The organism is Pseudomonas sp. GW821-FHT01D09 (genome assembly GCF_059422465.1).
The window spans coordinates 84,017-99,089 of the sequence record NZ_JBWKWY010000002.1 but is presented as its reverse complement, the minus strand read 5'-3'; the positions used below and the strand labels follow the sequence as shown (position 1 = coordinate 99,089).

Genomic DNA, 15,073 nt, shown 5'->3' with positions numbered 1-15,073 from the left:
CGCCTTCTTATTGTTTTTTGCGTTCGGCGCCGGTTGGCTCGGCGACGCGCACGCCACCCTGCCCCACCAGAATCAAGTCGCCATTGCCCGCCGCCGTCACCGCCGAAAGTGAAATGCGGTCCGGGCGGTTGAATACGCTGAAGGTCTGGCCATCGTCGTGGCTGACCACCACGCTGCCGCCGTTGCCGACCACCACCAGGCTGCCGTCGTCGAGCAGGGTCGCGCCCGACAGGCCAAACTCCAGGGCGCCCCGGGCGGCCTTGAGCTCCACCGGTTGCCAGGTGTCGCCAAAATCGGTGGAACGGAACAGGTTGCCGCGCAAGCCGTAGGCCAACAGGGTCTTGGGCTGGGCGGTGCCGATCACGCCAAACAGCGAGCCCTCGTAGGGGCCTTCGAGTTTTTCCCAGGTCTGCCCCTGGTCGCTGGAGCGGAACATGCTGCCCTGCTCGCCAACGATAAACAGGCCGGCGTCCTTGACCTGGGCGATGGCGTTGAGATGGTATTGGTCTTCGTTGTCGAGGCGGTCGCTGACATCCTCCCAGGTCTTGCCCGCGTCAGTGGTCTCGATCAGCGCACCGTAGGCGCCCACCGCAAAGCCGTGGTTGGGGTCGTTGAACAGCACATCCAGCAGCGGCGCCTCACGGCTCAAGTCTTTGAACTGCTCAGTCCAGGTAGCCCCGGCATCGCTGCTGGCGAGGATCTTGGCGTCATGCCCCACCGCCCAGCCATGCTGGCCGTCGATAAAAAACACCGCCGTAAGCAACTGCCGGGTCGGCACCTTGGCCTGCACCCAACTCGCGCCCTGATCATCGGAATAGAGGATATGCCCACGATCACCGACCGCCACCAGGCGCTTGCCGGCCTGCACGACGTCGATCATCAGGCCTTTTTCGGCCCTGGGCGATTCAATGGCAAATGCCGCAGGTTCTGCGGCGTCGGTTGCAGCCTGGGCAGCCGTCGACAACGCGACAACCCCCAGCAGCGAGAGCGCTGTAGCCAGCACCGCGACCTTGCGCGATGCGAGCGGGCGGCAAAAACCCACACCCATGACAGGCTCACTCATAGACCTTTCTCCCATTTATTATTGTTAGGTCGTAACACCTTGCAGGGTGTTCGCAGTGCGCAAACCTGCAATCTAGAGCCCCTTGAGGAAGCAGGGGCCATCCTATCGGGCTTTGGAATCGTCTGACAATCGGCGCTACGTTATCTTTTGTTAACTAGAGGCCTTTTGCCTTCGCGCTGAATATAGCTGCATTCGCTGGAATGATGAGTTGCCCACACCTGCTTGGCGGTATTTTTATTCCATGGATTGATAATTAGGAATTTTTATTCTATTAATTGCCTTCCTGAAAAAATAATTCAAAAAGGACCACCGCCATGCGCGCACTTGGAATCGGCCTGATCGGTACAGGCTTTATGGGCCGTGCCCACGCACTGGCGTTCAATAACGCCCGTGCGGTGTTTGACCTGCCCTGCCAACTGACGCTGGCGGCCCTGGCCGATGCCGACACCGAGCGCGCGCAACGCTGCGCCAGCGCCTGGGGCTTTGCCAAGGCCCATGGCGACTGGCAACAGTTGATTGATGACCCACACGTGGACCTGGTGGCCATCACCACCCCCAACCACCTGCACTACCCCATGGCCATGGCCGCCCTGGCGGCGGGCAAGGCGGTGTATTGCGAAAAACCCCTGGCGACCAGCCTGCAACAAGCCGACGCCATGCGCCGCGCCGCTCGCGAGGCCGGGGTGGTGACGCGGGTCGGCTACAACTACCAGCACAACCCGATGATCATCCTGGCGCGGCAGATGATCGAGGCCGGCGAGCTGGGGCAGATCATCAGTTTCCAGGGCGAGTTCAGTGAAGACTTTATGGCCGACCCGGCGTCGCCCTGGTCCTGGCGTTGTGAGGTAGAGCATGCCGGCGGCGCCCTGGCGGACCTGGGCAGTCATCTGCTGGCCATGGCGCGTTACTTGCTGGGCGATGTGAGCAAGGTGTGCGCCGACAGCCAGACCGTGCATGGCCAACGCCCGGCCAGCCCTGGCAGCGCCGAGATGCGCTCGATTGCGGTGGACGATCAGGTGCAGGCCCTGCTGCGTTTTACCAATGGCGCACGCGGCACCCTCAGCAGCAGTTGGCTCAAGCACGGCTATAAGAATCACCTGAGTTTCGAGATCAGCGGCACACGCGGCACCCTGGCCTTCGATCAGGAGCGCTTGAATGAGTTGCGCCTGTTTCGCACCGGTGACCCGGGTTTCCAGCGTTTACTGGCGGGCCCCGCCCTGCCCGGCTATGCCGCCTTCAGCCCGGCGGCGGGGCATCAGCTGGGGTACAACGAGTTGAAAACCCTGGAGGTGCAGGAGTTGATCATGGCCCTGGCCGGGCAAGGTGCGGCGGGGACTGATTTTGAGGCGGCGTGGGAGGTGGAGCGGTTGGCAGCGGCGATTCGTATCGCTGCACGGGAAGAGCGCTGGGTCAACCTCAATGAGGTCTAAAATGTGGGAGCGGGCTTGTGTGGGAGCGGGCTTGCTCGCGATAGCGGTGGGTCAGCCAACAAATCTGGTACTGATACACCGCCATCGCGGGCAAGCCCGCTCCCACACAAGCCCACTCCCACATTAGATCGCGTGCACCTCAGCGCAACGCCCGGCGCAGGACCTTGCCCACCGTGGTCTTGGGCAACTCTTCGACGCGGAACTCGACAAACTTGGGCACCTTGTACCCGGTCAGGTACTCCCGGCAATGGGCTAGCAGTTGTTCCTGGGTCAGGGTCGGGTCGCGGCGTACCACCACTATTTTCACCTTCTCCCCGGTCACCCCATCTTCCACGCCAATCGCCGCCACTTCAGCGACGCCCGGGTGCAAGGCCACCACGTCTTCGATTTCATTGGGGTACACGTTGAAGCCCGACACCAGGATCATGTCCTTCTTGCGATCCACCAGGCGGATAAAGCCCTGTTCATTCATCACCCCGATATCCCCGGTCGACAGCCAGCCCTCGGCGTCCAGCACCTCAGCGGTTTCCTTGGGGCGTTTCCAGTAGCCCTGCATCACTTGCGGGCCGCGCACCTGCAACTCACCCGGCTCACCGATGTCGGCGAGTTCACCGTCCTCGCGGATAAAGCGCACCCAGGTCGACGGCAAGGGCACGCCGATGCTGCCGGTAAATTCCATGTCGCGCATGCGTGAGATATCGATGGGGCTGATGCTCACCACCGGCGAGCATTCCGTGAGGCCGTAACCTTCGATGATCGGCAAACCGGTGACGTCTTTCCAGCGCTTGGCCACCGCCGTGTGGGTGGCCATGCCGCCGGCGATCACCAGGCGCAGGTCGGAAAAGTCCCGGGCGCGGAACTCGGCGTTCTCCAGCAAGCCGTTGAACAGGGTATTGACCCCGGCAATCCCGTTGAAGCGCTCCTTGCGCAGGATCATCTGCACCCGTTTCACATCCCGTGGGTTGGCGATCAGGATATTGCGCCCGCCCAGGCACATGAACATCAGGCAATTCACGGTCAGGGAAAAGATGTGGTACAGCGGCAGCAAGGTAACGTTGGTTTCCTGCTGGTTCTGGTCCAGTTGATCGCCCACCCAGGCCTTGGCCTGCAACAGGTTGGCGATGATATTGCGGTGGCTGAGCATCACGCCCTTGGCATCGCCGGTGGTGCCGCCGGTGTATTGCAGGAACGCCAACTCTTCACGCGCCAGCGGCACCGGGGTGTGGGTCAGGCCCCGGCCCTGCTTGAGCGTCTGGTTGAAGCGCAGCGCACCCGGCAGGTTGAAGGCCGGCACCTGTTTTTGCACGCGGCGCAGAATAAAGTTCATCGCCGCGCCCTTGAAGGTGCCCAGCAGGTCGCCAATGGCCGCAATGACCACGCGCTTGACCGTGCTGCCGGCCACGACTTTTTCCAGGGTGTGCGCGAAGTTCTCGAAGATCACCACGGTCTCGGCGCCGCTGTCCTTGAGCAGGTGCTTGAGTTCATGGGCGGTGTACAACGGGTTGACGTTGACCACCACCGCCCCGACAAGGAGGGTGCCCAGCAGGCAGATCGGGTACTGCAAGCAGTTAGGCATCATCAACGCCACGCGATCGCCCTTGCGCACGCCCTGGGCCTGCAGCCAGGCGGCAAAGGCGAGGCCCTGGGCCTGCCAGGTAGCGTAGGTCATTTCGGTGCCGATGCTGACGTAGGCCACACGGTCGCGGTACTTGTGCAAGTGCTCGAGGAAGACCTCGCGCAACGACGGGTATTCCTCGATGCCGGCATCGATGTCGCTGGGCACGCCAGGCAGGTAGGCGTCCAGCCAGATACGTTCGGTTTGGTCCAGGCTTACAGCATTCATCGCAGTCTCCTTATTGTTGTTGTACGGCTACTTTTCAACGATGGCGGTAATGCCCAGGCCGCCGGCGGCGCAGATGGAAATCAAACCGCGCCCGCCACCGCGCAGGTGGATGGCCTTGGCCAGCGCCGCCAACTGGCGGCCACCGGTGGCGGCAAAGGGATGACCGCAGCCGAGCGAGCCGCCATTGACGTTCATTTTGGCGCGGTCGATAGGCCCCAGCGGCGCGTCCAGCCCCAGGCGCTCCCGGCAGTAGTCGGCGTCTTCCCAGGCCTTGAGGGTGCACAGCACCTGGGCGGCAAAGGCTTCGTGGATCTCGAACAAATCAAAGTCGGCAAAACCCAGGCCTTCACGCGCCAGCATGCGGGGCACGGCATAGGCCGGGGCCATCAGCAGGCCCTCGCTGCCATCGACGAAGTTCACCGCCGCGGTCTCGCCGGTACGCAGGTAGGCCAGCACCGGCAGGCCACGGGCGGCGGCCCATGCCTCGCTGGCCAGCAGCACCACCGAGGCGCCGTCGGTCAGGGGCGTGGAGTTGCCGGCCGTGAGGGTGCCGTGCTGCCGGTCATAGGCCGGGGCCAGGCTGGCGAGCTGCTCCAGGCTGGCGTCGGCGCGCAGGTTGTTGTCGCGGGACAGGCCGCGATAGGGGCTGATCAGGTCGTCGAAAAAGCCGTTGTTATAGGCCGTATCGAGGCGCTGGTGGCTGCTGAGGGTCAACTCGTCCTGGGCCAGGCGCTTGATCTGCCAGCGCTTGGCCATTTCTTCGCAATGTTCGCCCATGGACAAGCCGGTGCGCGGCTCGCCATTGCGCGGCAGCAGCGGCTTGAAAAACATCGACGGGCGCACCTGCAACAGACTGCGCAATTTGTTGCCCGTGCCCTTGGCCCGGTTAGCCGCCAGCAGCGTGCGGCGCAGGGACTCATTGAGGCCGATGGGCGCGTCGGAGGTGGTATCGGCGCCCCCGGCAACCCCCACTTCAATCTGGCCGAGGGCGATTTTATTGGCCACCAGCAACGCCGCCTCCAGGCCAGTGCCGCAGGCTTGTTGCAGGTCGTAGGCCGGGGTCTCGGGGGACAGGGTGGTGGACAGCAGCGATTCGCGGGCCAGGTTGAAGTCCCGCGAGTGCTTGATCACCGCACCGGCGGCGAACTCGCCCAGGCGCAGGCCATGGAGGTGGTAGCGGTCCACCAGGCCTTGCAGCGCCGCCACCAGCAAATCCTGGTTGCTGTCGTGGGCATACACCGTGTTGGAACGGGCAAACGGGATGCGGTTGCCGCCGACAATCGCCACGCGGCGGGTGGGGGCCGGGTTGAAACTGTAGTCACTCATCGGTGGTTCTCATTCCAGATAAACAGGCCACGCATATGGGGTTTGTCACCGTCCAGGTTGCGCACCTCGAACGCACGGCGCGGGCCGTCTGCCGGGGCATTCCACAGGGCGACCTGGCCGGGCAGGAAGATCGGCAGCTTGAACTCGCAATGGGCCTCGGCCACATCCAGCCCGCCTGGGGGTTGCTGGGCGGCCAGGGCGCGGCCCAGGGTCCACATGCCATGGGCGATGGCCCGGCGAAAGCCGAACAGCCGCGCGCCGATCAGCGAGGTGTGGATCGGGTTGAAATCCCCCGACACCTTGGCAAAACGCCGCCCCAGATCGGCCGGCAACACCCAGCGCTGAGTGCGCCGCACGCCTTCTTCGGGCAATGCCAGGGTGTCGCCCCAAGGCTCGCCCACCGGATTGGCCACATCCCGGCGCAGGTACAGGCTGTCGCTGTGCCACACCAACTCGCCAGCGCTGTAGGCATGGGTGGCGATGCTCAAGGCCTGGCCCTTGGCATGGGCCACCCAGCGCTCGGCAAACACTTCCAGGCGCAGGGCCTGGCCTTCCTGCAGGCGCCGGTGCTGGCGGATGCGATTGGCCAGATGCACCATGCCGCTGGCCGGGTACGGGAAGCTCGGGCGCGTCAGCAGCATCAAATGCAAAGGGAACGCCAGCACATGGGGATAGGACAGCGGCACCCCTTGCTCGCGCCGAAAGCCACAGGCCCGGCCATAGGCGGCAATTTCCTTGGCGCTCAACGCCACCGCCGAGCGCACCAGGCGTTCCCGGGGCAACGTGGGAGCGCCTTGCAGCTTGGGTTTGCGCAGCGCCAACAGGCCGGCCAGCAGCAGGCGCTGGCGCGACGGTGGCGGGTCGATAATCTGCGTCACGTCGTCCATGCTCAGGCTCCCAACAGGCTTTGGCCGCACACGCGCACCACCTGGCCATTGACCCCGCCCGAGGCCGGGTGCGCCAGCCAGGCGATGGTTTCGGCCACATCAATCGGCTGCCCGCCCTGGGACAGGGAATTCATGCGCCGCCCCGCCTCGCGAATCAGCAGCGGGATTTTCGCGGTCATCTGGGTCTCGATAAACCCCGGCGCCACGCCGTTGACCGTGACCTGCTGCGACGCCGCCACTGGCGCCAGGCCCTGCACCAGGCCAATCACCCCGGCCTTGGAGGTGGCGTAATTGCTTTGCCCCAGGTTGCCGGCGATCCCGGAGATCGACGACACACAGACAATCCGCCCACCGGCCTTGAGCCCCTGCCCTTGCAACAAGGCTTCACTCAACTGCAACGGCGCTTCAAGGTTGACCGCCAGCACACTGCGCCAGGCGGTTTCGGTCATCTTGGCGATGGTCTTGTCGCGGGTGATCCCGGCGTTATGCACCACCACATCAAACGCACCGCGCTCGGCCACATAAGCCTGCAACTGCTGCACCGCATCGGCGGCGGTGATGTCCAGCGCCCAGGCCTGGCCGCCGACGCTGCTGGCCGCCTGCTCCAGGGCTGGCAACGCTTGCGGCACATCCACGCACACCACCTGCGCGCCGTCACGGGCCAGGACCTGGGCGATAGCCAGGCCGATGCCGCGGGAGGCGCCGGTGACCAGGGCGCGACGGCCGCTGAAGGGCTTGTCCCAGTTGATGGCGGGGGCGGTATCGACCGGTTGTTCCAGGCGCACCACCTGCCCCGAGACATAGGCCGAACGCCGCGACAGGAAGAAGCGCAGGCTGCTATCCAACGCCTGCTCGGCACCCGGCGCCACATAGATCAACTGCACCGTGATCGCCCGCCGCAGCTCCTTGGCCAGGGATCGCACCAGCCCCTCCAGGGCGCGCTGGGCGATGGCCTGGGGCAAGTCCTGGCAGTGTTCGGGCGCGGTGCCCAGCACCACCACCCGTGCGTGTTGCCCCAGGCGCCGGACGTTGGCATGGAAGAATGCGTAGAGTTCGTCCAGTTGCTTGAGGTCGAGCACGGCACTGGCATCGAACACCGCACCCTGGACCTTGACCGTGGACGGCGCCTTGAGCGTGGCGGCCTGGGCCGGCACGGTGTCGGTGGCCTTGAAGAGGCGCCGCACCTCGTCCGCCAGGCGCCCTGCCCCGGCGATGATCACCGGGTTGGCCAGGCCTGGCTGGCCGCTGCGGTGGCGTTGCAGGGGTAAGGGTTGCGGCAAGCCAATGGTCTGGGCCAGGCGACGGCCCCAGGCAGAATTAACAAAAGAGAGGTAGCTGTCGCTCATAAATCGATCCGTTTTCCTGACCTGCAAACCCAATCTCCTGTGGGAGCTGGCTTGCCTGCGATGGCGGTGTGTCAGATTGCATCTTTGGCACAGACACACCGCCATCGCAGGCAAGCCAGCTCCTACAGGGTGCGTGTTGGTCTTTAGTTCACCGGGGCGTTTTCACGTTTTTTGCTGCTGGGTTTGGCTGCTTGCTCCAACGCCTGCTGGCGTTTTTGCAAGGCCTCCAGCAACCCGAAGTCCTGCGGGAAGTCGTCCACCTGGATACCGTGGTCGGCGTACTCCACGTAGCGCGCCAGCAAGGCGTCTTCGTCGGCGCTGATCAAATCCAGGGCCCGGGCCTTGATGCGCCAGGTGGTAAAGGCCGTGGCGCTGATCGGCATCGGTTCGAGGGTGCCTTGCTTGACGGCCGCCTTGAGCCGCCCTTCGATCAACTCCACCTGGGGCAGCAGGCGGAACGCCAACTCGCCATAGGCCAGCTTGTCGACTTCCGGGCGCGGGATATAGGAATTGGCCAGCAAACGGTCGCGGCTTTCGCCCGGGGTCTGCACCAATTCGGCCACCTCGGCCAGCAGGCGGTCGGAGGGTTTGCGCTGGGGAATGCCCAACGGGAAGCTCAAGCCACGCATCACTGCCGCCGCCGACTTGGAGGGGTAGTTGTCGAGCACTTCGGCCAGGGCTTCATGGGCCCGCAACAGCGCATCCTGGGCCGACCAGTGAACCAAGGGCAGATCGGCCTGGGGCCGGCCATCGTCCTCAAAGCGCTTGAGCACGCAGGACAGGATGTAGAGCTGGGAAAGAATATCGCCCAGGCGCCCGGTGATGCTTTCCTTGCGCTTGAGCGCCCCGCCCAGCACGCCCATGGAAATATCGGAAATCAACGCCAGCACCACCGACAGCCGATTGGCCTGGCGGTAGTAGGACGCAAGCGAAGGGTCGGTCTTGGCCGGCACGCCAAGCAGCCGCCCGCCTGTCAGGGAATGCACCGCCGCACGTACGGTATTGGCCAGCACAAAGCTCAGGTGACCGAACAGAGCACTGTCGAACGCCAGCAACGCCTGGCGCTTATCCGGGTTGCGCGCCGCTTCCATTTCACGAAACACGTAGGGATGGCAACGGATCAGGCCCTGGCCATAGATGATCAGGCAGCGGGTCATGATGTTCGCGCCTTCCACCGTGATCGCGATGGGGCTTTGCTGATAGGCGCGGGCCAGGAAGTTGTTGGGGCCCATGCAGATGCCCTTGCCGGCGACGATATCCATGCCGTCGTTGACGATGATCCGCGCACGCTCGGTGACGTGGTATTTGGCAATTGCCGAGATCACCGAGGGCTTCTCGCCGGCATCCAACGACGCCACCGAGACCTTGCGCACTGCATCGCAGGCATACAGGTGCCCGGCCATGCGCGCCAACGGCGCCTGCACCCCTTCAAACTTGCCGATCGGCAGGCCGAACTGCTTGCGCATCGCCGCATAGGCCGTGGTGCCGCGTACCGCCACCTTGCCCAGGCCGACGTTGGCCGACGGCAAGGAAATCGCCCGCCCGGCCGCCAGGCATTCCATCAGCATGCGCCAGCCGTTGCCCACTTGTTCGCGGCCGCCGATCACCCATTCCAGGGGGATAAACACGTCCTTGCCGGTGGTCGGGCCGTTCTGGAACACCGCATTGAGGGGCCAGTGACGGCGACCACTGTTCACCCCGGGATGGGAGGTGGGGATCAACGCGCAGGTGATGCCCAGCGAACCGGGCTGGCCCAGCAGGCCGTCCGGGTCTTCGGCGCGAAAGGCCAGGCCCAGCACCGTGGCGATGGGGCCGAGGGTGATATAGCGCTTGTCCCAGGTCACGTTGAAACCCAGCACTTGCTGGCCTTCATGCATACCCTTGCAGACGATGCCCAGGTCGGGAATCGCCCCGGCGTCGGAACCGGCATAGGGGCTGGTCAGGGCAAAACACGGAATGTCTTCGCCACGGGCCAGGCGCGGTAGGTAGTAATTGCGCTGGGCGTCGGTGCCGTAATGCAGCAACAGCTCGGCCGGGCCCAGGGAGTTGGGGACCATCACCGAAATCGCCGCCGCCGAGCAACGGGTCGACAGCTTCATCACCACTTGCGAGTGGGCATAGTGGGAGAAGCCTTTGCCGCCGTATTGCTTGGGAATGATCATGCCGAGGAAGCCGGCATCCTTGGTGTACTGCCAGCCTTCGGGCGACAGGTCCTGCCAGACCTGGGTGGTTTCCCAGTCATTGGCCATGTCGCAGAGGGTTTCCACTTCGTTGTCGAGGAACGCCTGCTCTTCGGCGCTCAAGCGCGCCGGCGCGGCTTGCAACAGGCGCGGCCAATTGGGCTTGCCGCTGAACAGCTCGGCGTCCCACCACACGGTGCCAGACTCGATAGCCGCGCGCTCAGTGTCGGACATGGCCGGCATGATCGTACGAAACAGACCCAGGACCTTGCTGGTCAACAACGTACGGCGCAGGGGCTTGATGCTCAGCAGCAGCGCCGGCACCACCACCAGCAGCGCGGCAACGCCCAGGCCAAACCCTGCGACTACATTGAACAGATAACCCGCCGCCCACCACACCAGGCCAGCGCCCAGCCACAGGGTGGCTGCGGCTTGTCGATACGCCAGGGCAGTCGCCGCGGCAAGTCCCGCCAATAACCAGATAACCATCAAGATACCTCTACTTGTTCAGGGCGCGGCACGCCTATCAGCAGGTCGGTATGGCCTGCGACTGATCACCACACTACAAACTTGAAAAGACAAATTCAAATTTTGTTTTGAAATTTTTATTTAATTGGTTTGCGAAATAATTCTCGGCCGAACGCGTCAGCCGAAATGCCAATAAGGGAAGGAAATCACAAGGGGTCGCGTGGGCGACCCACCGGTGCAGCACCCGGTAAACGCAGTAGAAAGATGCGCTGACTACACGTTTACCCTGGGACTACGCAGAGACAACAACAGGTCAGAAAGCGTAGGTGGCCGACAGGCTGACCACTTCGCCCTTGGCCTCGGACTTGCCATCCAGCGACGCCGCGCCCAGACGATCAACGTTCTTGGTCTTGAGCTTGACAGTTTCCACAAACTGGCGGGAATACGCGCCGTCGATGCTCAGGCCAGGAATGGCGCGGATGTTGTAGCCAAAGCCCAGGGAAGCGAAGGTGCGGTCCCCATCCGGGATACGCGGGTCACGGGTGGAGTTGCGGGTTGGGGTCTGGTCGAAGGCCACACCGGCGCGCACGGTGAAATCATCCGTGAGTTTGTAGTCGCCGCCGAACGAATACATCCAGGTGTTCTTGTACTTGTACGGGATCGACACAATGGTGCTGCCATTGGACTTCAAGGTCAGCGCCTCAAAGGACGACCATTGGGTCCAGGTCACGCTGGCGCCCAGGGTCAGGCGGTCAGAGAAGTCGTGTACCCAGTCCAGGGACGCATTGGCAGGAATGTCCAGTTGCGTGGACGCATTGGCGCCGCCCGGATACAGCTTGAGCCCAGGGTACGCCAGTTCGACCAGGGTTTTACCGTCGAGTACAGGGGTAGTCATCAGCCCTTCCGAGCCCGGATCGGCGTACATGTTGTACTTGCCTTCCAGCTTGTTCTTGATCTTGGCGTGGTAATTCAAGCCCAGGGTGTCTTGCGCCGTGGGTTTCCAGGTCATACCTGCAAACCAGCCCAGGGAATTGTTGTCGACCTTGACGCGCATCAAGGCGAAGCCCTGGCCAGCCGGGAACGGAATCATCCCGAAGTCCGGCGACTGCGCGGCGGCTGCATACAGGTCGACGTTCTGGCTTACAAAACCTTTGGTGTGCTGGAGAATGGCACCGCCGCCGATGGAAAACTCATCATTGACCTTGAACGACAGGGAACCGGTCAAGCCAACGGTTTCGATGCGGGTATCCACTGCAAAATCGCGGCCTTTCCAGTCTTCATCCCAGGTTGTGCGGGCGCCCATGGGCACCACCTGGCTCAGGCCAAAGGCAAAACGGTCGTTGATCGGGATCACCATAAAGCCGGTGGGTACCCATGCCTCAAAGCCGCCTTGGCCACCGTCACCTGTGCGAGGTGTCGATGTTACTTCACCGGTATTGGGATCAAAGACCGTGGTGGAAGACGGATTACCCGCGTAGTCATACGCCGCCCCCTTGTATTTGATATCGATGTTTGCGTAGTTGATGGTGAACTGCGAAATAGTCTTGTCAATAAAGGCCATCGCAGCCGGGTTGTTGTAGGCGGCTGATGGATCGTTCTTAAACATCGACCCACCACCAAATGCACGTCCCCAGCCAGCAGTGTTGGCGGTTGGCGTCATGAAGCCTCCCGCCTGAACGGAGCCTGCTGAAGCTATCAGCCCGCCCAACAATGCCAGGCCTAACAACGCCTGGGCCTGCTGCTTCTTATTATTCATGCGTCACTCCTTATTGTTTTTATTTGTCACAGCCAGTTGGACCGAACGGCTTTACCTCAACAGATGCCTCTGACGAGGCACCTGTTTTTCACGGGTGATCAACCCTATTTAGGAAGTCCCAACCTCAAGGAATGATCGTGACGCCGGTAGCGCTCACGTTCAGCGTCACCACCGTGCAACTGCCGCTAAGCGGTTGGTTGTTCGCAGCGAGAGTAATGCTTGGAAATGGTGTTGGGGTTGATGCCAGCACTACATCAATAGATGAAGGGCCGCAGTTGGTTGGAGGGAACGAGGTGATCGTGTACCCCACGTTGTGAGCTTTCCCGGCGGTTGTGCTGGTGGCTTCCAGCAACCAAGGCAAACCAGTGATATTAGGCAGGTTGCACAGTGCACTTGATCCTGGAGAGATGGTTACTTTGGTGATGTCGGCCTTACCATCAGGACGCACCTTGCCTTCAAATACCGCCTTACAGGTCACCGGCTGCTGGAACGAGGACGGCGATTTAACAATGATAGTACCAGCGGCATCGGTGACGAACGTCGCTCCAATTGGACTAAAAGACGCCGCACTGGCCATCGAAGCCGCGCCAAAGCACAAAGCAAACGAACTTACACAAACGAGGGTTTTCAAACTTTTCATTATTTTTCCTCACATGTATGGCGAGTCATTTCGCCGGGGTAATGGCCATGATCGAGAGGTCACGGAGAAACAGCAGAACTTCCCTTTCCAGCCAAATTTCAATGCAATTACCACTACAAATTCGGGTACTTACTCGACAACTTTGAACGTCGGCGGCATCTTGATCGATACCGTTTTGATCTTGCAGTCTTCACCGATTGGCACATTGGCCGCTTCCAACTTGCCGGTGGCGTTATCCCAGGTGCCCTCGGCGGTAGACGGGCCGCACTTGCCGCCCAGGCCAAAGGCGTGCACATCGACGCTGATCTTCGACATGGAGCCGCTCTTGGCATCCTTGGCCACCAGGATCCACGGCAAGTTAGTGGCTTCGACGCGGCTGCACTTGAGGCCGCCGTCGAACTCGACCTTGTCGACATTGACGTGCGAACCATCCGCCGCGACCTTGCCCGCCACCTTGATGGTGCAGTCGGCGCTGATCAGCGCGCCCTTGGAAAAACTGATGGGGCCCTGGGCAGTGAAGGCGCTGCCGGCGGGTTCGATACGTGCGGCCTGGGCCTGGTGATAGGCAATAAGACCCAGTACAGCGAGCACGATATGCGTTGTGAACTTGGCAGGTGTGTGCATGGTGTACGCCCTTCCCTTGATTTTATTTTTGTTAGGGTCAAACAACTTTCTTGCAACTTAAAGCACTCGAAACCGGCAAACCGTGGGCGATGAAAACCTGCGCGATACACAGACCCCGAGTGCGCCTTACAGCAGTTGATTCACATTAGAAGGTGCTGGTCTTGCCGTACTTCTCCAGTATCTTCAAGCGTTTGGATGGCTGGATATTGGCCAGGGTGACATCCCCCGAATAATGCCGCAGTACCCGATGATCCATGCGTCGGCGCCACAAGTAAGGAACATAGGCCCAGACAATCATGCTCGCGTAGCCATACGGCAGTTGCGGCGATTCATCAAAGTGGCGCAACGACTGATAACTACGGGTCGGGTTAGCGTGATGATCGGAGTGGCGCTGCAACTGGAACAGAAAGATATTGGTGACAATACGGTTACTGTTCCAGGAGTGGCGCGGCGAGCAACGTTCATAACGGCCATTGGGCAACTTCTGGCGTTTAAGCCCGTAATGCTCGACATAGTTCACCACCTCCAGCAACGAGAAGCCGTAAATGCCCTGGATCAACAGGAAGGGAATCACCGCCGCACCCAGCCAGGCGATCATCGCGCCCCACAACACCACGCTGTACATCCAGGCGCTGAGTACGCCGTTCTTCCAGTGCCACGCCGGCAGGCCGAGCTTGCGCAGGCGTTCGCGTTCCAGGTTCCAGGCCGAGCGCGCACTGAACCACACCGAGCGCGGCAGGAAGGCCCAGAAACTCTCCCCCAACCGCGAGCTGGCCGGATCTTCCGGGGTGGCGACGCGCACGTGATGGCCACGGTTGTGTTCGGTGTAGAAGTGCCCGTAGAAGGTCGGCGCCAGGGTGATCTTGGCCAGCACGATCTCCAGCAGGCGCGGCTTGTGCCCCAACTCATGGGCAGTATTGATCGCGATGCCAGTGGCGGCGCCGGTGGACATGGCCATGCCCAGGTAGGTGAACCCACTCACCTCGCCATGCAGTTGCACCCGGGCGGTCAGGAAGCTGGCGGTTTGCGCCATCCAGCTCGATGGGTCCATGGACGCCGTGAGTTGCAGCAGCCCCCCGTTGATCATCCAGTCGATGCCGCTGACCGCCAGCCAGCCGGTCATCACCAGGGATGAAATAACCAACGACACCCCGGTGTAAACGATCCAGCGGTAGTACTGCTGCGATTCAAGACCGCTGACAGCGGATTCCGGCGGGTTGCTGACGTCTTCGCCGAGCAGGCCGTCGATCAACGGGATCAGCCCGAAAATCACCAGTACACCGACCCACCACAGTTGTTGTACACCGGTGGTGATGGCCAGGGCGCCAGACAGCAGCGGGGTTGCCAAAGGCATGATGCCGAGCCACCACAGGTGGCGCTTGCCGTCGGTCCAGACGTGCGGGGCGGCCAGGGTCTGACTCATGACAACCTCCGGCTGCACTGCGCGGCAGGGAGGGAGAGCGAAGCAAAAGAGACAGGAAACAGGTTCAGGCGGCACTGAAGGCCACTT

The 15,073-nt window shown here is 62.3% G+C and carries 11 protein-coding genes; 1 reads left to right on the top strand and 10 read right to left on the bottom strand.

The genetic code is table 11. The annotated features are described in order from the left end of the window. Nucleotides 1-7: 7 nt before the first annotated feature. Nucleotides 8-1,048 (bottom strand): WD40/YVTN/BNR-like repeat-containing protein, encoded by a 1,041-nt coding sequence (locus AC07W7_RS03130; RefSeq protein WP_169898162.1) that lies wholly within the window; start codon nt 1,046-1,048, stop codon nt 8-10. Between the two features lie 329 nt (nt 1,049-1,377). Here AC07W7_RS03130 and AC07W7_RS03125 point away from each other — a divergent pair, with 329 nt between their 5' ends. Then, a complete protein-coding gene (locus AC07W7_RS03125) occupies nt 1,378-2,493 on the top strand; it encodes a Gfo/Idh/MocA family protein (RefSeq protein ID WP_495038659.1) in 1,116 nt (371 codons plus the stop codon). 139 nt (nt 2,494-2,632) lie between these two features. On the opposite strand, the gene AC07W7_RS03120 is transcribed toward AC07W7_RS03125, so the two are convergent. The 9 genes from AC07W7_RS03120 to AC07W7_RS03080 form a co-directional block, all read right to left on the bottom strand. After that, the gene (locus AC07W7_RS03120) at nt 2,633-4,336 is read right to left on the bottom strand and encodes an AMP-binding protein (protein WP_099170713.1); all 1,704 of its coding nucleotides are present in this window, start codon (nt 4,334-4,336) and stop codon (nt 2,633-2,635) included. A 27-nt stretch (nt 4,337-4,363) separates the two neighbouring features. Next, entirely contained in the window at nt 4,364-5,662 is a 1,299-nt protein-coding gene (locus tag AC07W7_RS03115; RefSeq protein WP_495038658.1) for an acetyl-CoA C-acetyltransferase, read from the bottom strand. Then, on the bottom strand, nt 5,659-6,549 hold the full coding sequence (locus tag AC07W7_RS03110) for a MaoC/PaaZ C-terminal domain-containing protein (RefSeq protein WP_495038657.1): 891 nt from the start codon (nt 6,547-6,549) through the stop codon (nt 5,659-5,661). The genes AC07W7_RS03115 and AC07W7_RS03110 overlap by 4 nt, the downstream gene beginning before the upstream one ends. A 2-nt stretch (nt 6,550-6,551) precedes the next feature. Further along, nucleotides 6,552-7,895 carry a 3-oxoacyl-ACP reductase gene (locus AC07W7_RS03105; RefSeq protein WP_495038656.1) on the bottom strand — a complete coding sequence of 448 codons (1,344 nt, stop codon included), beginning with the start codon at nt 7,893-7,895 and terminating at the stop codon, nt 6,552-6,554. Nucleotides 7,896-8,038: 143 nt separating this feature from the next. Continuing rightward, nucleotides 8,039-10,564, bottom strand: a complete 2,526-nt coding sequence (locus tag AC07W7_RS03100) for an acyl-CoA dehydrogenase (protein WP_495038655.1) — start codon at nt 10,562-10,564, stop codon at nt 8,039-8,041. 292 nt (nt 10,565-10,856) lie between these two features. Next, the gene (locus AC07W7_RS03095; protein ID WP_169866500.1) at nt 10,857-12,299 is read right to left on the bottom strand and encodes an outer membrane protein transport protein; all 1,443 of its coding nucleotides are present in this window, start codon (nt 12,297-12,299) and stop codon (nt 10,857-10,859) included. Nucleotides 12,300-12,423: 124 nt separating this feature from the next. Beyond that, nucleotides 12,424-12,939 carry an alkane oxidation protein activator PraB gene (gene praB / locus AC07W7_RS03090; protein ID WP_495038654.1) on the bottom strand — a complete coding sequence of 172 codons (516 nt, stop codon included), beginning with the start codon at nt 12,937-12,939 and terminating at the stop codon, nt 12,424-12,426. A gap of 129 nt (nt 12,940-13,068) precedes the next feature. Further along, nucleotides 13,069-13,563 carry an alkane oxidation protein activator PraA gene (praA, locus tag AC07W7_RS03085; protein ID WP_169866502.1) on the bottom strand — a complete coding sequence of 165 codons (495 nt, stop codon included), beginning with the start codon at nt 13,561-13,563 and terminating at the stop codon, nt 13,069-13,071. Nucleotides 13,564-13,708: 145 nt separating this feature from the next. Next, on the bottom strand, nt 13,709-14,986 hold the full coding sequence (locus AC07W7_RS03080) for an alkane 1-monooxygenase (protein ID WP_495038653.1): 1,278 nt from the start codon (nt 14,984-14,986) through the stop codon (nt 13,709-13,711). Nucleotides 14,987-15,073: the final 87 nt, after the last annotated feature.

Coding starts and splice junctions, on each gene's coding strand:
- praA (WP_169866502.1), bottom strand. CDS start 13,563: ATGCACACACCTGCCAAGTTCACAACGCATATCGTGCTCGCTGTACTG.
- AC07W7_RS03100 (WP_495038655.1), bottom strand. CDS start 10,564: ATGGTTATCTGGTTATTGGCGGGACTTGCCGCGGCGACTGCCCTGGCG.
- praB (WP_495038654.1), bottom strand. CDS start 12,939: ATGAAAAGTTTGAAAACCCTCGTTTGTGTAAGTTCGTTTGCTTTGTGC.
- AC07W7_RS03110 (WP_495038657.1), bottom strand. CDS start 6,549: ATGGACGACGTGACGCAGATTATCGACCCGCCACCGTCGCGCCAGCGC.
- AC07W7_RS03120 (WP_099170713.1), bottom strand. CDS start 4,336: ATGAATGCTGTAAGCCTGGACCAAACCGAACGTATCTGGCTGGACGCC.
- AC07W7_RS03125 (WP_495038659.1), top strand. CDS start 1,378: ATGCGCGCACTTGGAATCGGCCTGATCGGTACAGGCTTTATGGGCCGT.
- AC07W7_RS03105 (WP_495038656.1), bottom strand. CDS start 7,895: ATGAGCGACAGCTACCTCTCTTTTGTTAATTCTGCCTGGGGCCGTCGC.
- AC07W7_RS03115 (WP_495038658.1), bottom strand. CDS start 5,662: ATGAGTGACTACAGTTTCAACCCGGCCCCCACCCGCCGCGTGGCGATT.
- AC07W7_RS03130 (WP_169898162.1), bottom strand. CDS start 1,048: ATGGGTGTGGGTTTTTGCCGCCCGCTCGCATCGCGCAAGGTCGCGGTG.
- AC07W7_RS03080 (WP_495038653.1), bottom strand. CDS start 14,986: ATGAGTCAGACCCTGGCCGCCCCGCACGTCTGGACCGACGGCAAGCGC.
- AC07W7_RS03095 (WP_169866500.1), bottom strand. CDS start 12,299: ATGAATAATAAGAAGCAGCAGGCCCAGGCGTTGTTAGGCCTGGCATTG.